This window comes from Bradyrhizobium sp. CB1717, assembly GCF_029714325.1.
In the GTDB taxonomy this organism is placed as follows: Bacteria; Pseudomonadota; Alphaproteobacteria; order Rhizobiales; family Xanthobacteraceae; genus Bradyrhizobium.
This window is the reverse complement of the sequence record NZ_CP121666.1, coordinates 3,017,693-3,039,453: the sequence shown is the minus strand read 5'-3', so window position 1 is coordinate 3,039,453 and position 21,761 is coordinate 3,017,693. Positions and strand designations below refer to the sequence as shown.

Sequence of the window (21,761 nt, the reverse complement as noted above, 5' to 3'; positions counted from 1 at the left end):
ATGCCGGAGACCGCCGCCACAGCGCCCGACGCGGAGCCGTTCCGCTCCTCGATCATGCAGATCGAGCCGCAATGGATCGACTACAACGGCCATCTCAACATGGCCTATTACAACGTGATGTTCGACCGCGCGATCGACGAGTTCTGGCTCGAGCTCGGAATCGGTCCGGTCTACAAGAAAGAGCGTCACGGCTCGACCTTCACCGCCGAATGCCATGTGCGCTATTTGCGCGAGATCCATCTCGGCGATCCCGTGCAGATCCTGGTGTGGCTGCTGGAAGCCGACGACAAGCGGCTGCATACCTTCGAGGAGATGAGGCACGGCACCGAGGGCTGGCTGTCCGCAACGTCCGAAAACATGTCGCTGCACATGGACATGAAGGCGCGGCGCGTTGCGCCGTTTCCGCCCGATATCCAGCAGCGCATTGCAGGCATCGCCAGGGCCCACAGCGCCCTGGTGCTGCCCGAGGGCATCGGCAGGAATGTAGCGATGCCCTCGAAGCGTTAGTGCATGATCCGGCGCGCTATATCCTGTTGCGGCCGCGCGCCAAGCCGACCACGGCCGAGACCAGGAACAAGACGACCGCGATGAAGAAGATGATCTTGGCGATCTCGATCGAGGCGCCGGCGATGCCGCCGAAGCCCAGGATGCCGGCGATCAGTGCGATAACCAGAAACGTCACAACCCAGCCTAGCATGGTCAAACCCTCGTCTTGATGTCTCTCGGCACGGCTGGCCGCGCCACCTGCCCAGACAATCTCGACGCGGGAACGATGGTTCCTGCACGTCTAACGGCGAAATTCGCACCTCGCGCTGGAACAAATCGGGCCGCCGCGCACGTGGAAAACCCGCCTCGCCGCCCCATATAGGAGCCAATCCCTGTTAAGAAGGCTCCCTCCCGTCACCCCGCGGTGCCATCGTGGGGCCAAATGATTCGCATGACAGAGCCGAGCAAGATCACCAGCGTACCCGACCACCAGCCCGCAGCCGGCGGCATCGCCGCGCGTGCGCGTGCCTCGGTGGGCCCGAAATATTTGTCCGGGCTCAATCCCGAGCAGCGCGAGGCGGTGGAGACGCTGGACGGCCCGGTCCTGGTGCTGGCCGGCGCCGGCACCGGCAAGACGCGCGTGCTGACCACGCGCATCGCCCATATCCTGAGCCAGGGCCGCGCCCGCCCCGCCGAGATCCTGTCGGTGACCTTTACCAACAAGGCCGCGCGCGAGATGAAGCACCGGCTCGGCCAGATGCTCGGCCACGCCGTGGAAGGCATGCCGTGGCTCGGCACCTTCCACTCCATCGGCGGCCGCATCCTGCGCTTCCATGCCGAGCTGGCGCAGCTCAAATCCAACTTCACCGTGCTCGACGTCGACGACCAGGTGCGGCTGCTCAAGCAGCTGCTCCAGGCCGAGAACATCGACGACAAGCGCTGGCCGGCGCGCATGCTGGCCGGCCTGATCGACGGCTGGAAGAACCGCGGCCTGATGCCCTCGCAGGTGCCCTCGGGCGAGGCCGCGATGTTCGCCAACGGCAAGGGCGGCAAGCTCTATGCGAGTTATCAGGAGCGGCTGAAGATTTTGAACGCGGCCGATTTCGGCGATCTCTTGCTGGAGAACATCCGCATCTTCCGCGAGCACCCGGATATCCTCCGGCAGTATCAGCAGCGCTTCAAGTTCATCCTGGTCGACGAGTACCAGGACACGAACGTCGCGCAATATCTGTGGCTGCGGCTGCTGTCGCAGGCACCGTCGAAGGCTGCCGCGCAAGCCGTCATTCCGGAGCGCGTCGAAGACGCGAATCCGGAATCCGGAGATGAGCCCTCAGCTCGAGATTCCGGGTCTGCACCTTCGGCGCATCCCGGAATGACGGTGGCGGCTGCAGGCTCCACCAAAAACATCTGCTGCGTCGGCGACGACGACCAGTCGATCTATGGCTGGCGCGGCGCCGAGGTCGACAACATCCTGCGTTTCGAGCACGATTTCCCCGGCGCCAAGGTGATCCGCCTCGAGCGCAACTACCGCTCCACCGGTCACATCCTCGCCGCCGCCTCGCATCTGATCGCGCATAATGAAGGCCGGCTCGGCAAGACGCTGCGCACCGAGGACCAGGACGGCGAGAAGGTCACGGTCACCGGCTCCTGGGATTCGGAAGAGGAAGCCCGCGGCATCGGCGAGGAGATCGAGCAGCTGCAGCGCCAGGGCGAGAAGCTCAACGAGATCGCCATTCTCGTGCGCGCCTCCTACCAGATGCGCGAGTTCGAAGACCGTTTCGTCACGCTCGGCCTGCCCTATCGCGTCATCGGCGGCCCGCGCTTCTACGAGCGCGCTGAAATCCGCGACGCGCTCGCCTATTTGCGCGTCATCAATTCGCCCGCGGACGATCTCGCCTTCGAGCGCATCGTCAATACGCCGAAGCGCGGCCTCGGCGATGCCACCGTGCAGATGCTGCACGACCGCGCCCGCAAGCGTCGCATTCCGCTGTTCGAGGCGGCGCGCGCGGTGGTCGAGACCGACGAGCTGAAGCCGAAGGCGCGTGGGTCACTTCGCGACCTCGTCGCCCAGTTCGACCGCTGGCGCGCCCAGCGCGAGGTCACCGCGCACACTGATTTGGCCCAGATCGTGCTCGATGAGAGCGGCTACACCGAGATGTGGCAGAAGGACCGCTCGGCGGACGCTGCGGGCCGGCTGGAGAACCTGAAAGAGCTCGTGCGCTCGATGGAGGAGTTCGAGAACCTGCAAGGGTTTTTGGAGCACATCTCGCTGGTGATGGACCGCGACGGCGGCGCCGAGGAGGACGCGGTGTCGCTGATGACGCTGCATTCGGCCAAGGGCCTCGAATTCGACAACGTGTTCCTGCCCGGCTGGGAGGAAGGCCTGTTCCCGAGCCAGCGCACGCTGGACGAACAGGGCCGCGCGGGCCTCGAGGAAGAGCGCCGGCTCGGCCATGTCGGCCTGACCCGCGCACGCCGCCGCGCCATGATCTATTTCGCGACCAACCGTCGCATCCATGGCACCTGGTCGACCACGATCCCCTCGCGCTTCCTCGACGAACTGCCGGCGGCCAACGTCGAGATCACGGAATCCAAGGGCGGCTCGGCCTGGGGCGGCACCGGCGGCTACGGCGCCTCGCGCTTCGACGACATGGAAGCGTTCGGCTCCAGCTACACGACGCCGGGCTGGCAGCGGGCGCAAGCCAACCGCAACCGCGGCGGTGGCCGCAATAGCGGCGGCAGAAGCGGCGGCTTCGAGGAAGAAGCCGCGACGTTCTCATCGTCCTCGTCATCCGGACCGGATTTCGGCAGCTTCTCCTCGCGCCGCCGCGGTCCCCTGACCATCGAGGGCGAGCTGGTCGCCAAATCCACCGGGACGACCTCGGAATTTTCGCTCTCCGACCGCGTCTTCCACCAGAAATTCGGCTATGGCCGCGTCACCAAGATCGACGGCAACAAGCTCACCATCGCCTTCGACAAGGCCGGTGAGAAGAAGGTCGTGGACAGCTTTGTGCAGCGGGCGTGAGGCCCGAAATGGCTCAGTACGTTGCCATCATCGAGGACGCAGATCCGGACGCCGTCAGCCTGTGGTTTCCCGACCTGCCGGGCTGCATCTCCGGCGGCGACGACGTCGAAGAAGCCCTGGAGAATGCGCCTGAGGCGCTCGCATTCTATGCTCAGGAGTTGACGGAGGATGGCCGCCAGCTTCCCCCGCCGCGGACGCTGGCCGAGCTCGAGGCCGACCCTGCCGTTGCCGACGACCTCAGGAACCACACGGCCGTCCTGATCGAATGGCCGCCCCTCGCCGATCCCGAGTGAGGACTGTTCGCCGCACTTGCCGGACTCTCGACAGTTCTCCCCCGAACAGCCCTTGACCACCGCGAACTTCCCCGTATCAGATAAACCCATGGTCCGGGGCTCCATCACATTGATCGTGCTGGCATTGGTTATGCCGTCGCTTGCGGCGGCGGAAACCATGAGCTTTGGCGATTCGATCGGGAAGCTGGCAGCGAGCTGTGGCGCGGAAATCGTCGCCAATTGCCGCGGCGTCAATCCGGACTCGACCCGGCTGAAGGAGTGTCTGTCGCGCAACCGCGACGTGCTCTCGCCGCAGTGCCAGAGCGACTATCTCGGCGTCTTCGACGCCATCCAGAAGCGCGTCGCCGCGCGCGTCACCGTGGCGAATGCCTGTCAGCGCGAGATCGTCAAGGTCTGCGGCGGCTCGACCAAGGAGACCAGCAAGTCGATCCCCTGCCTGGTCTCGACGCCCAAGGGCATCAGCAACAACTGCCTGAAGGCCGTTGACGACGCGGGGTATCGCTGATGCGCGCGAAGGGGCTCTCCACCGTCGGACTATGCGTTGCGTTCGGCCTCGCTTTGCTCGCGGCAGCCGCACGCGCGCAGACGGCGGCGCCGACCCGCGACGACATCGTTGGCAAGCTGAACCATTTCGAAGAGGCCGGCGAGGTCGATCTCCCCGCCTTGAAGCAGCAGGTGATGGAGCGCGCCAAGGCCAGGATCAAGAACGATCCGGGTCCGGTGAACCGGCCGCCGATCGCGCCCGACCTCGCCAAGCTGCCCACCTTCAACGCGCAGATCCAGTTCGATGCCGACACGCCGATCATCCAGCCGGCGTCCTACCAGACCGTCGGCCGCATCGCGGACGCGCTGGTTCACTCCTCGCTGCTGCCCTACACCTTCCTGATCGTCGGCCACGTCGAATCCAATTCGAAGACGCGAGAGGCCAACGCGATCCTGAGCCAGCGCCGGGCAGATGCGATCCGCGACGTGCTGGTGAACACATTCAAGATCTCGACCAAGCGGCTGCATCCGATCGGTCTCGGCGAGGAGCAGTTCCTCGACCGGGCCAAGCCGACATCGACCGTCAACGGCCAGTTGCAAATCCTGACCTATGCGAAGGTGCCCGAGGACACCCCCGCGCATCCGGCTGCGGCACCTGCGCCTGCGGCGAAAAAGCCCGCCAAGAAGCGGTAAGCAGACGCTCCCAGGCGTCCGACGGAACCCTTTGAAGTCCTGATCGTTTTGTGATCTGTCCCACAGCGCGACTGTATGGTCTTGCGCGACAATAGTGCCGGTTTGTGCACTGCTCTATCAGGTGCTATAGCCTCTGTTCGTCCTTCCCCGACCCCGTTCTGCATGAGACCAAGATGGGTGGCTTTTTTCAACGCCAACTTGCCGTTTATGTCGAGTACCATCGCGATCCCCGGAACGCGGCGATGCACGTGGTGGGCATCCTCCTGCTGTTCACGGGCGCGGTGATGCCCCTGACGCTGGTGAAGGTCCCGCTGTTCGGGTCCGAAGTCAGCCTGGCGGTGATCCTGGCCCTGCCGGTCCTGATCTATTGGCTGCTGCTCGATCTGGCGCTCGGGGCCGGCATTCTGGCCGTCTCCATCGTGCTGTTCTCGATCGCGTCGACCATTGCGGCGCAAGTCAGCACCGTGACGATGTGGGCGATTTTTGCCGCCCTGGTCGCGCTCGGCTTCGCCGCGCAGGCCATCGGCCACAAGGTTTTTGAGGGGCGCGAGGCCTCGTTGTTCACGTTTCCCTCGCATCTTTTGCTGGGACCGATGTTTGTCATGGCAAAATTATTCATTGCACTGGGCTTCCGTCGCGACCTTGCCGCGATTCTGGCGCCTCTTCCGACCAATTCTCTTTCAACCCGATAGCTCCAGAAGCGAAACAGCAAACCTTCTTCATGGCTCTCGTACTGGTTACCGGTGGCAGCGGTTTCATCGGACATCATCTCGTAGAAGCGCTCCGCGCCCGTGGGCAGCGGGTGCGTGTTCTCGATGTTCGTCCGCCGGCCGCGCCGAACGCTGACGTCGACTATGTTCATGGCTCGGTGCTGGATAGCGCCGCGGTCGATACCGCGCTGTCCGGCGTCGATCAGGTCTATCACCTTGCCGGCCTGCCCGGCATGTGGGTCGCGAACAAGCAGGACTTCCACGACGTGAACTGCCGCGGCACCGAGGTCGTGCTGGCGGCCGCGATGAAGCACGGCGTGTCGCGCTTCCTGCACTGCTCGACGGAATCGATCCTGTTCCCCTATACCGACCTCAAAGGCGCTCCGGCCGAAGAGGCGCTGCAGCCGGCCGAGGCGATGCCGGGCGCCTATACACGGTCGAAGTCGCTCGCCGAGCATCATGCCGCCAAGGCCGCGGCCGAGGGCTTTCCGCTGGTGATCGGCACGCCGACCATGCCGATCGGCGCCGCCGACCACAATCTGACGCCGCCGACGGCGATGCTCTGGTACTTCCTGCAGAAGAAGGTGCAGCCGCATCTCAACTTCCTGGTTAATCTGGTCGACGTCCGCGACGTCGCCATGGGCCTCGTGCTGACCATGGAGCGCGGCCGCATCGGCCAGCGCTACATCCTCGGCGGCGACTGCGTGCCGCTGGGCAACATCCTGCGGATGATGTCGGCGATGAGCGGCCGCCGCCAGTTCCCGGTCGTCGTGCCCGGCAAGATCGCCGAGCTCTCCGGCATCATGCTCGAATATTTGTCCGACAACTTCACGCGCCGGCCGCCCAATGGCACCGCCGAGGGCGTGCGCATCGCGCTTGCCGCGAGCGACCTCTCGATCGGCAAGGCACGCACCGAGCTCGGCTATTCGCCGCGCCCGATCGAGCCGGTCCTGCGCGAAACCATCACCCATCTGCTCGCCCGCAACGGCCAGCAGCCTTCCGGCGCCATCGAGCATCACGCGCTGTCCTCGCGCGCGGGCTGAAGCCGCCGCCTAACGCAAAGAACCTTCATGTCCTTCGATTTCAGCAAGCTTCTCTCTGTCGCCTGGGGTGGCTGGACCACGACCTGGCCGACGCAACTGCTCGCCCTGATCTGGCTCGCCTGGCTCGCCAGCTGGGTCGGCGCCTCGTTCTGGCAGGGCCGCACCCAGAAGCAGGTCATGACGCTGGAGTCCGGGCGCTATCGCATCCCGATCCTGGTCGGTGGCATCCTGTTCACGCCGTGGACCGCCGAAGTGCTCGGCGAGAAGCCGCTCTGGGTGTTCAGCAACACGGCTGTCTACATCACGGCGCTGATCGTGCTCGCCGGCATCTCCTTCACCTGGTGGGGACGGCTGCATCTCGGAAAATTCTGGTCCAACACCATCACCCACAAGGAAGACCATCGCGTCATCGACACCGGCCCCTACGGTATCGTGCGCCATCCGATCTACACCGGCCTGATCGCCGGCATGCTCGCGACCGGCATCGCCGTCGGCACCGTCACGGCGATCCTCGGCGCGATCCTGATCTCGCTCGGCATGTGGCAGAAGGGCCGGATGGAAGAGGTGTTCCTGTCGAAGGAGCTCGGCGAGGACGCCTACGGCGCCTATTGCCGCCGCGTGCCGATGATCATTCCGTTCACCTCGCCGCGGTGACGGCGGACTCCCCCTACCGCTTTCTCCCAACGACGCTACTGCTAGTCCCGTCATCCTGAGGTGCGAGGTTGCGATGCGAATGCATCGCAAGCCGAGCCTCGAAGGATGCACGGCCCAGATCCAGCCGGGCCGTCTATCCTTCGAGGCTCCCCATGTGGCGCGTTGCGCCCCATGGCTCGCACCTCAGGATGACGGGGGTAGAGTCGGAACGCTGGCGTCATCAGGAACCGCCTCTCCCCACACCCGTTATCCCTCGACATCTGCACCACCCGCAGAGCATCGAGCCATGTCTGATGCCTACGATTATTTTCGTGCACACGCGATCGCCGCCGCCCGCAAGGCGCGGGCGATGCCGCCGGGGCGGCCGAAGCAGAAGCAGCGCACCGTGGCGCGGGTCTATCACCTGCTATCCAAAGAAGCTGCGCTGACTCCGAACGTCCATCATCTCGACGATTTTCGCGCGGCACGGCGGCTGGAGCGGCAGATCGGCCGCTGATCTCCGTCCATGCAAATTTGGTCATCTGCCATTCCGCGGGAATAGACGTCCGTCCAGTTCCGCGACTGTTGACCTTTTTACCGCCAGCCAGTTGGATGCGCGCGCAACGAGGCACGACGACATTCTATCGTGGATCTGGAGAGGTCGACGATCAGGCCTGAACCCGCGCGGGGTTTTGGGCGATCCGCCGTGGACGGTGCCTCAGAGTTCGACAGGGGCTTCTCATGACCTTTTCCAGCATCTTCGCGCAGTTCGTTGCCCTCCTCGGCGGCATCGCGCTGCAATGGCGCAAGCTCTCGGGCAACACGCCGGCGCCGGCCTGGGGCCAGACGCCAGCCATTCCCGAGGCGAAGCCGCAGGGCGCGATCCCGACGCTGAAAATGCCGACCGCGCGCGGCTGGAACGAGGGCCAGAAGCCGACCGTCGCGCCCGGGCTCAAGGTCAATGCGTTCGCGACCGGCCTCGACCATCCGCGCTGGATCGAGGTACTGCCGAATGGCGACGTCCTGATTGCGGAGGCAACCCAGATCGCAGGTGCTCCGCGCAGCGTGTTTCACTACGCGATGCAGGCGACGATGCGACGCGCCGCCGCGCTCGGCGTGTCCGCCAACCGCATCACGCTCTTGCGCGACAAGGACGGTGACGGCGTCGCCGAAGTACGCGGCGCCTTCATGGAGAACCTCAACCAGCCGTTCGGCATGGCGCTGGTCGGCGACACTTTCTACGTCGGCAACACCGACGGGGTGATGGCCTTCCCTTACATCGCCAATGCCGACCGCATCACTGCGTCGGGCAAGCGGCTCACCACCTTCAAGCCGGCCGGGCACTGGACGCGCAGCCTGCTCGCAAGCCCCGACGGCAAGAAGCTCTATGCCGGCGTCGGCTCGCTCAGCAACATCGCCGAGATGGGCATGGAGGTCGAGCAAGGCCGCGCCGCGGTCTACGAGCTCGATCTCGTCGCCGGCACGCATCGCATTTTTGGCGCGGGTTTGCGCAACCCGGTCGGCCTTGCCTGGGAGCCGACGACGGGCGTGCTCTGGACCGTCGTCAACGAGCGCGACGGGCTCGGTGACGAGACGCCGCCCGACTATCTCACCTCGGTGCGCGACGGCGGCTTCTACGGCTGGCCCTATTGCTACTGGGGCAAGACGGTGGACGACCGCGTGCCGCAGGATCCGGCGATGGTCGCCAAGGCGCTTCAACCGGACTATGCGCTGGGCGGCCACACCGCCTCGCTCGGCCTGTGCTGGATGCCCGCCGGCACCCTGCCCGGCTTCCCCGACGGCATGGTGATCGGCCAGCACGGCTCGTGGAATCGTAGCAAGCTGTCCGGCTACAAGCTGGTGTTCATCCCGTTCGAGAACGGCAAGCCCTCCGGCCCCGGTCGCGACATCCTGTCGGGCTTCCTGTCCCCGGACGAGAAGGAATCCTACGGCCGCCCGGTCGGCGTCGTGATCGGCCCCGACAAGAAGTCGCTCCTGATGGCCGACGACGTCGGCAACGTGATCTGGCGCGTGACGGGGGCGTAAGCAGGCGCCACCGGCGATCGCGATACGTTCCGTCATCCTGAGGTGCGAGACACGTGGCGCAACGCGCCACGTGGAGAGCCTCGAAGGATGAACGGCCACGATGCAACCGGGCCGTCGTCCTTCGAGGCTTGCTCTGCGGCGCATCCGCGCCGCGACGCAAGCACCTCAGGACGACGGTGATAGAGCGCGCCACGTCCGGGCTGGTTGAGTCTCACCCCACTACGTCCCCACACACAGCGTGGCGCGCTGCTTGCGCAGCAGCGCAATCACGGACAGTGCGGTGATCAGGCCGGTCTTGGGATTCTCGGACGGGATGTTCTCGATCGACATCGAGAAGCGCGCCGAATCCGCCTCGACCTCGACGCGATGAACATTGCGCGTCACAGTGGGGTCGGCCCAAACCTGCATCTGCGTGCGATCGGGCCCGATGCCCGCCAGCGACAGCGCTACGGCGACGTTGACGTTCGCCGGAAAGCCCTTCGCCGCCTCGCGCGCGCTGCCCTCGAACAGTTTGAGCGGCTCGCGCAGATTGTCGATGTCGATGTTGTTCTGCACGATGAAGGGGGCGCCCTTCAGTCCGTCGATCGGCTTGCGCGTCACCATCTTCACCGAATGGATGGTGCCGATCGCGGCAGCGTTGACGGCATCGAGCCCGATCAGCGCGCCGGTCGGCACGATGATGCGGCCGCAATTGGCGCGGGCGAGATCGACGAGATCGAAATTGTCGAGCAGCCCGCCGACGCTGACCACGACCGCGGCCCTGCCACGCTTCACCGCGGGCTCGACGATCGCACGCAGCTGGCTGCTCGGCGCGCATTCGACCACGATGTCGGCGGCGTCACCGAGCCGGTCGAGCGGCAGGATTTTCGGCGGGCGGCGCAGGCTGGCGAGGAACGCCTGATGCCTGGCAGGATCGCGCACCGCCACGGCCGACAGCGAGAGGCCCTCGATGCCCTGATCGAGCGCGGTCGCGATCTTGGTGCCGATCGAGCCCAGGCCTGCAATGGCCACCCGCAATTCGCTCGAGGCCTTCTGATCCGTCATCGCATCACCTTCTGTCCAGGCCGTTGTCATAGCCTCTCACGCGTCCCGCGCATAGCTGCGCAGGCGGGCCTCCAGAACGGCCAGCATGGCGTCGCGGGCCGGATCGCGCGAGCCGCGCAACCAGGCCGCGGCGAGCGGCAGGCGGCCGACGGGGCCGATCTGCTTTGGCCGCAGCGGCACGAACCGCACGCCAGAGACCGCCATCCGCGTGGTCCAGCGCGGCACGATCGCGACTCCGAGCTTCGTTGCGACCAGATTGATGATGGTCTGCTTCTCGTCGGCGACCTGCACGATGCGCGGCGTGAGGCCGGCCTGCTCGAACAGCTTGATGGTGAGGTCGTGGCTGTGCGGCCGCGAGCGGCGGTCCGGCACCAGCATCGCCTCGTCGGCGATCTGCGCCAGCGTGATCGATTTGCGCTCGGCCAGCGCATGCCGCTGCGGGAACGCCACGATGGCGGTCTCCTGGAGCAGGTCGCGGAATTCGAGTCGCTTGTCCGCACTGTCGGGCGGGCGGACGAAGGCGAGGTCGAGCGCGCCGGTCAGAATCTTCGGCAGCAGCCGCACCGTCTTGTCCTCGAGCAGCTGCACCGCGATGTCAGGATGCTTGTCGCGAAAGTCGCGCAGCAGCGGCGGCAGCAATCCCGCCGCCGCGCTGTCGATGGCGCCGACCCGCAGCCGCCGTGCGGTCCCCGCACGCGAGCGGTTGCGTAAGTTGTTTTCGACCGCCTCGACCTTGGCGAGGATGGCGCGGGCATCGCGCAGCAGCGTCGTGCCATCCTCGGTGAGCGACACCGCACGCGTCGTCCGCGCGAACAGCCGCGTGCCCAGATCTTCTTCAAGCAGCCTGATCTGCCGCCCGAGCGCGGAGGGCAGCATCTGGAGCCGCTGCGCCGCATGGCCGAAATGCAGCTGCTCGGCCGCCGCCACGAAGCATCGAAGCTGATGCAATTCCATTCGGATCCTTCTCGTCTCTCCTCGTTCAGGATTATATCATTTTTTTGTATAAACCAACGCCAATTGAGTATGCCTCCTCCCCCCGCCTAGGCTCATGGCCGGCGTAGACCTCCGGGTCCGCTTCACAACAACAAGCCGGAACCGAGGAGGCCAGGGTGGCGAGCGAGATTCAGACGCGCGTGCTGCGCAAGATCACCTGGCGCATCGTTCCCTTCATCATGCTGCTGTACTTCGTGGCCTTCATCGATCGCGTCAATATCGGCTTCGCCTCGCTGACGATGAACAAGGACATCGGTCTGTCACCCGCGGTCTATGGCTTTGGCGCCGGCATCTTCTTCTGGGGCTATTTCCTGTTCGAGGTGCCCTCCAATATCATCCTGCACAAGATCGGCGCGCGGATCTGGATCGCGCGGGTGATGATCACCTGGGGTCTGGTCTCGGCCGCGATGGCCTTCGTGCAAGGGCCGACCAGCTTCTACATCCTGCGCTTTCTGCTTGGCGTTGCGGAGGCCGGCTTCTTTCCCGGCATCATCCTCTATCTCTCCTACTGGTTTCCGGCGCGCCAACGCGCGGCAGTCACCGCGCTGTTCATGGCGGCGGCGCCGCTCTCGACGGTACTGGGCTCGCCGATCTCGGGCGCGCTGCTGGAGATGGACGGACTGCTCGGCTTCAAGGGCTGGCAATGGCTGTTCGTGCTGGAGGCGCTGCCGGCCGTGCTGCTCGGCTTCGTCGTGCTCGGCTTCCTCACCGACCGCCCGGAGAAGGCGAAGTGGCTCACTGATGACGAGCGGCGCTGGCTGGTCGAGACCATGAACGTGGAGACCACCAGCAAGGCCGCGACCGCGAGCCACAACATCTGGCGGGGCCTCGCCGATCCGCGCGTGCTGGCGCTGTCGCTGATCTATTTCGGCACTTCGGCCGGCCTCTACACGCTCGGCGTCTGGGCGCCGCAGATCATCAAGCAGTTCGGCCTGTCCTCGCTCCAGGTCGGCTTCCTCAACGCGCTGCCGGCAACCGCCGCCGTCGTCGCCATGATCCTGTGGGCGCGGCATTCGGACCGTACCGGCGAGCGCACCTGGCACGTCGTGTGGGCCTGCCTGATCGCCGCCGCGGGCCTTGCCTATGCCGGGCTTGCGGCCGGCGTCGTCGCCGTGCTGGTCGCGCTGACGCTGGTCAATATCGGCATCTCGTCGGCCAAGCCGCCGCTGTGGAGCATGCCGACGCTGTTCCTGTCCGGCCCGGCAGCCGCGGCGGGAATCGCCACCATCAACTCGATCGGCAATCTCGGCGGCTTCGTCGGTCCCGCCATGATCGGCTGGATCAAGGACCAGACCGGCAGCTTTGTCGGCGGTCTCTATTTCGTCAGCGGCCTGCTCGTTCTCTCCGCCGCCCTGACCCTGCTATTGTCGCGCGCGAAAACCGCGCCCGTCGAACCTGTCCCGCAATCCCACTGACATCTCAAACGGAGCACTTCCATGCGTACCCATTCGATCGCAGCCATTCCCGCCGACGGCATCGGCCCCGAGGTGATCTCGGCCGGTGTCCGCGTGCTGGAGGCTCTCGCAAAACGCAGCGGCGATCTCGCCTTCAACGTCAAGACCTTCGACTGGGGCTCGGACTACTACAAGAAGCACGGCGTGATGATGCCGGCCGACGGCCTCAGCGAATTGAAGAAGTTCGACGCGATCTATTTCGGCGCGGTCGGCGCGCCTGATGTGCCCGACCACATCACGCTGTGGGGCCTGCGCCTGCCGATCTGCCAGGGCTTTGACCAATACGCCAATGTGCGGCCGACAAAAATCCTGCCCGGCGTCGCCTCGCCGCTGCGCAATGTCGGCGTCGGCGATCTCGACTGGGTGATCGTGCGCGAGAATTCGGAAGGCGAATATGCCGGCATGGGCGGCCGCGCCCACAAGGGCCTGCCGGAAGAGGTCGGCACCGAAGTTGCGGTCTTCACCCGCGTCGGCGTCACCCGTATCATGCGCTATGCATTCCAGCTCGCGCAGTCGCGTCCGCGCAAATTCTTGACCGTCGTGACCAAGTCGAACGCGCAGCGCCACGGCATGGTGATGTGGGACGAGATCGCCGCCGAGGTCGCCGGCGAATTCCCTGACGTGACCTGGGACAAGATGCTGGTCGACGCCATGACCGTGCGGATGACGCTGCATCCGAAGAGCCTCGACACCATCGTTGCGACCAACCTCCACGCCGACATCCTCTCGGATCTCGCCGGCGCACTCGCCGGAAGCCTCGGCGTCGCCCCGACCGGCAACATCGATCCCCAGCGGCGCTTCCCCTCGATGTTCGAGCCGATCCACGGCTCGGCCTTCGACATCACCGGCAAGGGCATCGCCAATCCGGTCGCGACGTTCTGGACCGGCGCGCAGATGCTCGAGCATCTCGGCGAGAAGGATGCGGCCAGCCGATTGATGGCGGCGGTCGAGCGCGTCTGCGCGGCCGGCGTGCTGACGCCCGACGTCGGCGGCAAGGCGACGACGAAGGACGTGACGGATGCCGTGATCGACGCAATCCACGGCTCGAACGTCTAGCTGGCCAACGCGAGTTTCAGTGGGCCGATCCCGACGTCACTGCACGCCGTAGCGGGCGAACGCGTCGGCGATCTTGAGGTCGATGAGCTTTGCCGCCGAGACGTCACGATCGCCGCCGGCGTTGTCGCCCTGCCTGAGCCTGGCAAGTCCGCGTCCATAGAGCGCGCTTGCCAAGTTCGGCGCCAGGCGCAGCGCGGAATTGTAGTCGTCGATGGCAGCAGTGAACTGCCCCATCTTCAGATGGATCAGCGCGCGTGAATCGTATGTCGCGGCATCGTTGGATCCCGACTGAATCACCTTGTCGCAATCGTCGAGCCCGGCCTGCAGGTCGCCGATGATCGCTCGCGTCCAGCAGCGTCCGCTCCGCGCCCACGTCAAGTTCGGATCGAGACGAATGGCCTCGTCGAAATCCCGCGCGGCCCGATCATACTGGTTCAGCTTCAGGTGGGCCTCCGCACGGTTGGCGAAGGCGCTGCCATAGGCCGGGTTGAGCCTGATCGCCTCGTCGAAGGACTTGACCGCGTCCTCATATGCCCCCTTCCTCAAATAGGCGACGCCGCGATTGTTCACCGGCTTGACATAGCCCGAGGCGAGCTCGATCGCCCGATCGAAATCGCTGATCGCGCGATCGTACTCCGCCGCGGCGGCATAGGCGTTGCCGCGATTGTTGTAAGCCAGGGCCAGCGACTCCGGCTTGGCATCACCGGAATTGATCAGCGCCGTACAGCCGGCGATCCGGGTTTGGGCCGGAATGCGGTCCGTGCCGTTGCACTGCTCGATGTTCTGGAGGTGACTCTTCTTTTGCGGCTGCTGCGCGACCGCCGGCGAACCGATCGACAGCACCACGAGAACCGGCGCGACGCTGTCGATGATGGCGGCCCTGATCGACATGTCCGTATGGCTTCAGCATCCTCTGCAGATGTTCGGCCTGGGACCGCTCCCCTGCGCGGGCGCTGCAGCAGTGATGCGCTTCTTCACCAATTTGCTCTTGCCCTCTTCGATGAGAGTCGAAAACTTGACCTCACCGTCGTCCGAAACTTCGATATGCGGCGTGGTGCCCCGGATTCCCATCGTTGCAACGGGCGTATCGACCTTCATGTCGCCGCTCTTCGCGATCTGGCCGGCGACAAAGGTCGCCGTTCCCTTGGCCAGATTGAAGAACGTTGCGTTGGACTTGCCGTCCGGCTCGTACACGTACTCGTCCAGTGTCATACGGGCGTTGCTCGACAGATTGAACGAGGAGCCATCGCTGAAATTGATGCTGATCCGGCTGTCTGCCCCGGTCCGCACCACGTCGCGCAGATAGACGGCATCGCCGACCTTGGTTTGCGCAGCCGGATCGCCGAGCTTCGCCTGAACGACGACCGCACCCGCATGCTCGATCGAGACCGAGCCTGCAACGGCGACGACCTTGCCGATGGGTTTCGGCACAACGTCCTCAGGGCCGCGTGTCGCGGGATTGACTTGAGCCTGCGCTGGCGCAGCGAGAACGCTCGCCGATGCCCAAATGAAGCCAGTCACCAAAACTGCAATCGTATGCCTGCACATGACCCGCCCTTTCCGAGAAGATCTGCATGGCGCTTGATGGGAGCTATGTGAGCTTCGACCAAGCTCGCAATTCGTGCATCGTGAGTATCTACAACCTGGGTCGATCCTAACGGACCTGCCCTCCAGAAGAAGCAATTCTTCCCTACTTCATCTTAGGCCCAAGCCGTTTGCCTGGCCAGCGAAAGTGCGCTAGATATCGCATAGCTCAAGCGTCAACTTCTTGAGAGCGCAAATTGCTGTGGCGGAGAGGTATCTCCGCTGAACCTGCCATCACCTTGGCGATACCTATAAAGTTCGGCATTTCATATCAGACGTTTTCGGCGTGCAGGCCTGGGGTTGCTAGCGCCAAAAATTGCGCCCGCGGCGTAGCAAAACCGACAAGAAGACCGCGGCACCGCGCCGAGCCGGAATTGTTCGGCGCGCGAGGCTACGGCCATGTCAGTTGCGTTTGGCGTTGGACCCCAGAACGGGGTCACTAAGACTTTTCCCTTCCAGATCATCGGCATCGTTCAAAGCACGTTGGGATACATTACCCTCACGCGCGAGAAGGGCCCAGCCACGCAGGTCAGCGTTGGCGACCTTATCTGCCGCGATGACGTCATCGAGACGGCTGCGGATGGGCAGATCGGTATTCGGCTGCTCGACGACACCATATTCAGCGTCGGCAGCGGAGCTCGCGTCGAACTGCGCGAGTTCGCTTGCGAATCCGACTGCGCTTCGCGTTCGACCATCGTTGCGGTCACCAGCGGAAGCTTTGCGTTCGCGGCCGGTCGGCTGCCAAACAGCGGCACCCTGACGGTCGACACACCCCTTGGCAGCGTTCGCGGCCGCTCCCATGCGACCGGCTTCGGCATCCTGACGATGGCGGCGCTGACTTTCTCGATGGTGAAAGAAGCGCAGGGCTCGGACCCCGACGCCACGTATCTCGATAGCGATACGCTCAGTTACAAGGACCTTCAGCACGGCGCCTTCGAGCTCATCACCAAGGAGCGGGTGCCGCGGCACATCATCGTCGACGATCCAGGCGAAACCGTCATCCTGAACAGGATCGGCTCCTCGGTCAGCGTGAGTCAGGTTGCCAACAGCGCGGCTCGCATGGAGGAGCTGCACATAGCCCAGCAGGACGTGCTCGCCAATCTCACGCGCGGTCCGACAGGATCCAGTACGCCACCTGGCATCATCGCCCCCTCGCTGCAGCACATCAACTTCAACCCGGATAACGGGACTGCGCCGCCAAACCTGCTTCCGCCACTACCGCCGGCCGACATCCCCTTGATCGTACGTCCGCCGCCGTCACTGAACGTTCCGGCCGGACCCACCGAAATCGACACGATCGCATTCAACGACACGTTCACCGCGACAACCGGCACTTTCTCCGCCAGCAGCCCGATCGGTGCCGTCCTCACCTACGGTCTCAGCGGCGGGACGGCGGGCACCACGGTCCTGGATGGACAGACCTACGATCTCTCGCAAACCGGTGCGTATGGCACCCTCTATCTCAACAGCGCGTCCGGCGCCTACACTTTTGTTCCGAACGCGGATGCCATCAATGCCCTGTCGTCGCCGACGACCATGAGCTTCATCATCACGGTCTCGGACACCGGGTTCTCGACGAGCCGAACCTTCGTCGTCAACATCCACGGCGTCAACGACACTGCCATCATCTCCGGCAACGCCGCCGGCACGGTGGTGGAGGCCGGCGGCGTCGCCAATGCGGTGCCGGGCGCACCGAGCGCAACCGGCACGCTGACAGACGCCGATGTCGACAATCCGCCCAACACGTTCACGACAGTCAGCTCGCCGACCAGGAGCGCGGGCGGCTACGGCACATTCACGATGACAGTCGGCGGCGTGTGGACCTACACGCTCGACGATGGCAACGCTACAGTACAGTCGCTAAATGTCGGCGATACCCTGATCGATCGGTTCACCGTGACCACGATCGACGGCACCCCGCAGCTGGTCACGATCACGATCAACGGCACCAATGACGCCGCGATCATCACCGGGACGACGACCGGTTCAGTCCTCGAGGCGGGCGGCACTTCGCCCGGCACGCCGGTCGCGACGGGCACGCTTCTCGCCGCGGACGTCGACAATCCCGCCAACACGTTCGTGGCGGTCAATACGCCGATGGCAAGCGCGCACAGCTATGGCAGCTTCACCATCACCGCGGCCGGCCTGTGGACCTACACGCTGGACAATAACAGTACCGCGGTGCAGGCGCTCAACAATGGCGCCACGCTGACGGACAGCTTCACGGTGACCTCGGCCGACGGCACCGCACAGACTGTGACGATCACCATCAACGGCAGCAACGATGGGGCGATCATTTCCGGAACGGCGAGCGGCGCGGTGATCGAGGCCGGCGGTGTGGCCAATGGCACGCCCGGCACGCCGACCGCGACCGGCACGTTGACCGATCTCGACCCGGACAATGCGGCCAACACCTTCACCCCGGTCACCACGCCAAAGGCCAGCGTGGGCGGCTTCGGCACCTTCACGATGACGGCGCTGGGCACGTGGACCTACACGCTCGACAATAGCAACGCGACGGTACAGGCGCTCAATGTCGGCAATACGCTGAACGATCAGTTCACCGTGACCACGGTCGACGGCACGCCGCAGCTGGTGACGATCACGATCAACGGCACCAATGACGCCGCTTCCATTTCCGGAACGACGACGGGTTCGGTGCTCGAAGCCGGCGGCATCGCCTCCGGCACGCCAGTCGCGACCGGCACGCTCACCGATACCGACCTCGACAATCCCGCCAACACCTTCACGGCGGTGACCTCGCCCAGGGCCAGCGACGGCGGCTACGGCACTTTCACGATGACCGCGGCCGGGCTGTGGACCTATACGCTCGACAACGGCAACCCCGTGGTCGACGCGCTGGATGTCGGCGACACGCTCACCGATCATTTTACGGTGACGTCAATCGACGGCACCACGCAAGAGGTGACGATCGCCATTCATGGCGCCAGCGACGCCGACCCCAACGACTTCGACAATCTGGCGACAGGATCAACCGTCGTCTCCGATCCCCCATTCGTCTTCGGCACGCCTGGACACGACAGCGTCGCCGGTGGCGGCAGCGTTTCCCAGATCGTCTACGGCGGCGCCGGCGACGACACCCTGAACGGAACCGGCGTGAACGACACCATCTACGGCGGATCCGGCAACGATACGATCAAGGGCAATAACGGGGCCGACCTCATCTACGGCGGCTCCGGGCAAGACACGATCGACGGCAGCAATGAGAACGACACCATCATCGGCGGGTTCGGTGCGGACAAGCTCACGGGCAGCAACGGCAATGACGTCTTCGTCTATCTGTCGGCGGTCGATTCCAGGGCCGGCCAGTTCGATACGATCACCGATTTCAGATCGGGAACCGACAAGATCGATGTGACGGCGCTCGGCGCGCTCGGATTCGTGATCCTGGCGTTGAGCTCGACAAGCTCGACGGTGCCGCCCCACACCATCGCCTGGCTCTACGACAGCTCGGCCAACGAAACCATCGTGTATGTCAATCCGACCGATCAAACTCTCCAGATCGGCGATTCCAGTCTGCTGGAAGTTCATCTCCAGGGTGTTGCGACCATCGATTCCTCGGACTTCATCGTGGATCAAGCCGCGGCACCGGTCCAAGCGGTGAGCAACAACCTCGATCCGGCCGCCGCCACGCAAGGCGATGCGGCGGTCATGACCTTGAGTACCTCCGATGCCTCCACCGAGGCGACGAACAGTAGCGGCTCTGTTTCGTTGGTCGGAAGCTCGACCGCAATCGATGTGAGCTATCCCTTCGATATCAATCGGGATCACAGCGGGTGGAGCCAGGAGATCACCGCTTCCGCCCCGGACGAGACTGCAGCACTCCCCGGCCTGTCACAACCGGCAATCCATTCGCTATCGATGGAGCCCGTCAAGTTTGTCTTCGAACCCCCCCGGACCGACGACAGCGTCCTTCCGAACGGACTCGGCGCAACGGAGCAAAATCATGCCACAGCTTTCAGCATGCCGGATGCGCTTGTCGCCATCGACCAGCATCTAGATAACGGCAAGGCTGCCGAGGCTCATGGCCATGCAAGCCTTGCCGATACCGCCAGTGCGCTTCTCGATATCGCCTCGCAGAAAGGCCTCGGAAACGGCGGCAACCCTCATTCGAATCAATCTCAAGAAGGCAAACACAGTCATGCTTCGATGGAGACGCCTGACAAGTCCAATGGACAACCTCATTCTGCGGCAGACGACACGCACGGCCCACACGGAAACGCGCAGGCCCATCCGTCCGGACCGGGCGATTCCTTCAACTTCCTGACCCCGGCGATGGAGAAGTCCAGCATCGCTTTTCTGGACGATCTCGCAGTGCCGCTCGATCGTCATGAACACGCGGCACATGCCGACGGACATGGTCACGCCGCGGCAGCGGGCGAGGTTCCGCAGCTGGACGATGGCGCTCACGGCGTGGGCGGCTCAGGCGGGTCTCACGTGCCGCACGATCTCCTGGTGTGAGCTCGACCTACGGAGACCGCTCTTCCTCTACTTCCGCCCCGCGGCCGGCGGCGTCGCCATGGCGGCGGCAGGCTCTGGCGGCGTCAGATGGCGCGGGATGATGATGGTCTGGCCCGGGGTGAGCTGCGCGTTCTCTGCAAGCGAGTTGCTCTGCGCGAGCGTCCACAGCGGCACGCGATTGGCTGCGGCAATGCTCTCCATGGTGTCGCCACGGCGCACCGGCACCCGCACGCCGCTATCCCACAATTCGACCAGCGTATCCGCGGGCACGAGATAGCGCAGCGGCACGGCATCGGCCTGGGTCTGCGGCGGAATGCGCGGCAGCTGCGTCACCATCTCGACGATCTGGCGATGGATGTCGTCGGACTTCTCGATGTTGATGTGCGAGACGCGGCTGTTTTCCTTGAGGTCATAGCTCGCATAATGGCCGCGAAAACCGGGCACGGCCACGACGTCACCACCGCCGAGCACGCTGTCGGACAGGAAGATGTTGATGAAGCGCTCGACATTGAGCGGCACGTCGCCGGTCGCATGCGCGGAATCGATGGCGATCACGAGGCTTATCGGGATGTTCTCCTTGGCGGCCATCTCGGAAATGACCACCGAGCACAACCCGCCCATCGAATGGCCGATCAGCACGATGGGCGCCGGGCTCTCCTTGTAGCTGGCGATGGCGCGGTTGCCGATCAGCCGGCAGATCGTGAATTCATAAACGTCGGCCGAGAAGCCGGCCTGCGTCAGTTTCTCGCTGAGCCGGTCCATACCGGTCGAGAAGATCGGCCCCATGGCGCCGCGGAACAGGTAGATTTTCGGCGGCGGCAGCGGCTCGGCGGGCGGAGCGGGAGGCGGCGCTGTGGCCGTCACGGCCGAGCGCTTCGACTTGGCGGGTGAGGCCACGGCTATGCCGTTGCCCAAGGCGAACAGCGCCACCGCTGCCAGCACGACTAGCCGCCTCAAATCAATCATCAGTTCAGCAGTCCCACCACGGGAGGCAAGGGCCTCTCCCAAACCGGCTTAGTGACGACCGATTTTGCGGATTTTGGGGCGCGGGAACCGGGGCGCGACGCACCGCCGCGCGCATCAAGGCTCCGTGACCGGAGGGGGCCCGCTCCCGGCCCGTCACTGCCTGCTCTTGAGCCGGCTGCGATGCGCGGCCTGCTTGGCGCGATTGCCGCAGACCGCCATGATGCACCACCGCCTTGCGCGCCTGCGGGTATGATCGGCGAACAGCATCGTGCAATTGTGGCCCTCGCACGCCTTCACGTCGGAAAAATCTTCCTCGCAGACGAACTTCGCCATCGCTTCGCCGATGGGCAGCAGCAGAGCTTCGGCTGCTTCCCAGCGCCGCATCCTCTGCAGCGCAAGTCCTTCATCGCCGTGGCGAAGCCCGATTTGCAGGAACGCCTCATCGCGCTGCAGGATGCCGTTCAACGGGCCAAGCTCGTGCAACGCCTTCGCGGTCAGGGGCCGGCCCGCATGCTCCAGAACAAAGCCCCTGAACCACTCGCGCAACGCGCGGGCCTGATCGGCGACCTTGTCGAGCTCGGCCGGCCTCGCACGCGCCTTCAGCGCGTCGAGCTCCTCCGCCGGCACGAGTTTCGCTTGAGCCAGCCAGTCGATCAGGCCATCGCCATCGTCGAGCCAATCGACGGGCGTATCGACTGGCGTTGCCACCGAATTGAGAAAATCGAGGCCGAGCGAGTCGGCAATGAACATGGCGGGCGGGCGATCCATGA

General features: G+C 64.8%; 20 protein-coding genes. 13 read left to right on the top strand and 7 right to left on the bottom strand.

Annotated features, from left to right (window positions below):
* Positions 1–507 (top strand): thioesterase family protein, encoded by a 507-nt coding sequence (locus QA649_RS14355; protein ID WP_283024761.1) that lies wholly within the window; start codon positions 1–3, stop codon positions 505–507.
* A 16-nt stretch (positions 508–523) separates the two neighbouring features.
* On the opposite strand, the gene QA649_RS14350 is transcribed toward QA649_RS14355, so the two are convergent.
* Positions 524–697, bottom strand: coding sequence for a DUF1328 domain-containing protein (locus QA649_RS14350; protein ID WP_008556598.1), 174 nt, complete (start codon positions 695–697; stop codon positions 524–526).
* A gap of 231 nt (positions 698–928) precedes the next feature.
* On the opposite strand from QA649_RS14350, the gene QA649_RS14345 reads away from it, so the two are divergent.
* From QA649_RS14345 to QA649_RS14305, 9 genes are all read left to right on the top strand, one after another.
* The gene (locus QA649_RS14345) at positions 929–3,511 is read left to right on the top strand and encodes a UvrD-helicase domain-containing protein (protein WP_283024760.1); all 2,583 of its coding nucleotides are present in this window, start codon (positions 929–931) and stop codon (positions 3,509–3,511) included.
* An 8-nt stretch (positions 3,512–3,519) separates the two neighbouring features.
* Positions 3,520–3,804 (top strand): type II toxin-antitoxin system HicB family antitoxin, encoded by a 285-nt coding sequence (locus QA649_RS14340; protein ID WP_283024759.1) that lies wholly within the window; start codon positions 3,520–3,522, stop codon positions 3,802–3,804.
* 88 nt (positions 3,805–3,892) lie between these two features.
* Positions 3,893–4,309, top strand: coding sequence for a hypothetical protein (locus QA649_RS14335; RefSeq protein ID WP_018640896.1), 417 nt, complete (start codon positions 3,893–3,895; stop codon positions 4,307–4,309).
* Positions 4,309–4,980, top strand: coding sequence for an OmpA family protein (locus QA649_RS14330; protein ID WP_283024758.1), 672 nt, complete (start codon positions 4,309–4,311; stop codon positions 4,978–4,980). Before QA649_RS14335 ends, QA649_RS14330 begins: the two co-directional genes overlap by 1 nt.
* Positions 4,981–5,153: 173 nt before the next feature.
* Positions 5,154–5,672: an Mpo1-like protein gene (locus QA649_RS14325; RefSeq protein WP_283024757.1), complete on the top strand. Its 519-nt coding sequence runs from the start codon at positions 5,154–5,156 to the stop codon at positions 5,670–5,672.
* A gap of 29 nt (positions 5,673–5,701) precedes the next feature.
* Complete coding sequence (locus QA649_RS14320; protein WP_283024756.1) at positions 5,702–6,733, top strand: NAD-dependent epimerase/dehydratase family protein; 1,032 nt, start codon at positions 5,702–5,704, stop codon at positions 6,731–6,733.
* 27 nt (positions 6,734–6,760) lie between these two features.
* Positions 6,761–7,387 carry an isoprenylcysteine carboxylmethyltransferase family protein gene (locus QA649_RS14315; protein ID WP_283024755.1) on the top strand — a complete coding sequence of 209 codons (627 nt, stop codon included), beginning with the start codon at positions 6,761–6,763 and terminating at the stop codon, positions 7,385–7,387.
* A 286-nt stretch (positions 7,388–7,673) separates the two neighbouring features.
* Positions 7,674–7,883: a hypothetical protein gene (locus QA649_RS14310; RefSeq protein ID WP_212339627.1), complete on the top strand. Its 210-nt coding sequence runs from the start codon at positions 7,674–7,676 to the stop codon at positions 7,881–7,883.
* Positions 7,884–8,107: 224 nt separating this feature from the next.
* Entirely contained in the window at positions 8,108–9,412 is a 1,305-nt protein-coding gene (locus QA649_RS14305; protein WP_283024754.1) for a sorbosone dehydrogenase family protein, read from the top strand.
* 219 nt (positions 9,413–9,631) lie between these two features.
* Here the strand turns inward: QA649_RS14305 and QA649_RS14300 are convergent, their stop codons facing one another.
* Together QA649_RS14300 and QA649_RS14295 are read right to left on the bottom strand one after the other, a co-directional pair.
* A complete protein-coding gene (locus QA649_RS14300; RefSeq protein WP_283024753.1) occupies positions 9,632–10,456 on the bottom strand; it encodes an aspartate dehydrogenase in 825 nt (274 codons plus the stop codon).
* Positions 10,457–10,492: 36 nt separating this feature from the next.
* Complete coding sequence (locus QA649_RS14295; RefSeq protein ID WP_283024752.1) at positions 10,493–11,410, bottom strand: LysR family transcriptional regulator; 918 nt, start codon at positions 11,408–11,410, stop codon at positions 10,493–10,495.
* Between the two features lie 155 nt (positions 11,411–11,565).
* On the opposite strand from QA649_RS14295, the gene QA649_RS14290 reads away from it, so the two are divergent.
* Both QA649_RS14290 and QA649_RS14285 read left to right on the top strand, forming a co-directional pair.
* Positions 11,566–12,864: an MFS transporter gene (locus QA649_RS14290; RefSeq protein WP_283024751.1), complete on the top strand. Its 1,299-nt coding sequence runs from the start codon at positions 11,566–11,568 to the stop codon at positions 12,862–12,864.
* Positions 12,865–12,885: 21 nt separating this feature from the next.
* Entirely contained in the window at positions 12,886–13,959 is a 1,074-nt protein-coding gene (locus QA649_RS14285) for a tartrate dehydrogenase (RefSeq protein ID WP_211405521.1), read from the top strand.
* A 36-nt stretch (positions 13,960–13,995) separates the two neighbouring features.
* Here the strand turns inward: QA649_RS14285 and QA649_RS14280 are convergent, their stop codons facing one another.
* Both QA649_RS14280 and QA649_RS14275 read right to left on the bottom strand, forming a co-directional pair.
* Positions 13,996–14,850, bottom strand: a complete 855-nt coding sequence (locus tag QA649_RS14280) for a tetratricopeptide repeat protein (protein ID WP_283024750.1) — start codon at positions 14,848–14,850, stop codon at positions 13,996–13,998.
* Between the two features lie 12 nt (positions 14,851–14,862).
* A complete protein-coding gene (locus QA649_RS14275) occupies positions 14,863–15,390 on the bottom strand; it encodes a FecR family protein (protein ID WP_283024749.1) in 528 nt (175 codons plus the stop codon).
* A 552-nt stretch (positions 15,391–15,942) separates the two neighbouring features.
* On the opposite strand from QA649_RS14275, the gene QA649_RS14270 reads away from it, so the two are divergent.
* The gene (locus QA649_RS14270; RefSeq protein ID WP_283024748.1) at positions 15,943–20,025 is read left to right on the top strand and encodes a VCBS domain-containing protein; all 4,083 of its coding nucleotides are present in this window, start codon (positions 15,943–15,945) and stop codon (positions 20,023–20,025) included.
* 27 nt (positions 20,026–20,052) lie between these two features.
* Here the strand turns inward: QA649_RS14270 and QA649_RS14265 are convergent, their stop codons facing one another.
* Positions 20,053–20,991: a LysM peptidoglycan-binding domain-containing protein gene (locus QA649_RS14265; protein ID WP_283024747.1), complete on the bottom strand. Its 939-nt coding sequence runs from the start codon at positions 20,989–20,991 to the stop codon at positions 20,053–20,055.
* Positions 20,992–21,144: 153 nt separating this feature from the next.
* Complete coding sequence (locus QA649_RS14260; RefSeq protein WP_283024746.1) at positions 21,145–21,759, bottom strand: ABATE domain-containing protein; 615 nt, start codon at positions 21,757–21,759, stop codon at positions 21,145–21,147.
* Between the last annotated feature and the right edge of the window lie 2 nt (positions 21,760–21,761).

Coding starts and splice junctions, on each gene's coding strand:
- QA649_RS14355 (WP_283024761.1), top strand. CDS start 1: ATGCCGGAGACCGCCGCCACAGCGCCCGACGCGGAGCCGTTCCGCTCC.
- QA649_RS14350 (WP_008556598.1), bottom strand. CDS start 697: ATGCTAGGCTGGGTTGTGACGTTTCTGGTTATCGCACTGATCGCCGGC.
- QA649_RS14345 (WP_283024760.1), top strand. CDS start 929: ATGATTCGCATGACAGAGCCGAGCAAGATCACCAGCGTACCCGACCAC.
- QA649_RS14340 (WP_283024759.1), top strand. CDS start 3,520: ATGGCTCAGTACGTTGCCATCATCGAGGACGCAGATCCGGACGCCGTC.
- QA649_RS14335 (WP_018640896.1), top strand. CDS start 3,893: ATGGTCCGGGGCTCCATCACATTGATCGTGCTGGCATTGGTTATGCCG.
- QA649_RS14330 (WP_283024758.1), top strand. CDS start 4,309: ATGCGCGCGAAGGGGCTCTCCACCGTCGGACTATGCGTTGCGTTCGGC.
- QA649_RS14325 (WP_283024757.1), top strand. CDS start 5,154: ATGGGTGGCTTTTTTCAACGCCAACTTGCCGTTTATGTCGAGTACCAT.
- QA649_RS14320 (WP_283024756.1), top strand. CDS start 5,702: ATGGCTCTCGTACTGGTTACCGGTGGCAGCGGTTTCATCGGACATCAT.
- QA649_RS14315 (WP_283024755.1), top strand. CDS start 6,761: ATGTCCTTCGATTTCAGCAAGCTTCTCTCTGTCGCCTGGGGTGGCTGG.
- QA649_RS14310 (WP_212339627.1), top strand. CDS start 7,674: ATGTCTGATGCCTACGATTATTTTCGTGCACACGCGATCGCCGCCGCC.
- QA649_RS14305 (WP_283024754.1), top strand. CDS start 8,108: ATGACCTTTTCCAGCATCTTCGCGCAGTTCGTTGCCCTCCTCGGCGGC.
- QA649_RS14300 (WP_283024753.1), bottom strand. CDS start 10,456: ATGACGGATCAGAAGGCCTCGAGCGAATTGCGGGTGGCCATTGCAGGC.
- QA649_RS14295 (WP_283024752.1), bottom strand. CDS start 11,410: ATGGAATTGCATCAGCTTCGATGCTTCGTGGCGGCGGCCGAGCAGCTG.
- QA649_RS14285 (WP_211405521.1), top strand. CDS start 12,886: ATGCGTACCCATTCGATCGCAGCCATTCCCGCCGACGGCATCGGCCCC.
- QA649_RS14280 (WP_283024750.1), bottom strand. CDS start 14,850: ATGTCGATCAGGGCCGCCATCATCGACAGCGTCGCGCCGGTTCTCGTG.
- QA649_RS14270 (WP_283024748.1), top strand. CDS start 15,943: ATGTCAGTTGCGTTTGGCGTTGGACCCCAGAACGGGGTCACTAAGACT.
- QA649_RS14265 (WP_283024747.1), bottom strand. CDS start 20,991: ATGATTGATTTGAGGCGGCTAGTCGTGCTGGCAGCGGTGGCGCTGTTC.
- QA649_RS14260 (WP_283024746.1), bottom strand. CDS start 21,759: ATGGATCGCCCGCCCGCCATGTTCATTGCCGACTCGCTCGGCCTCGAT.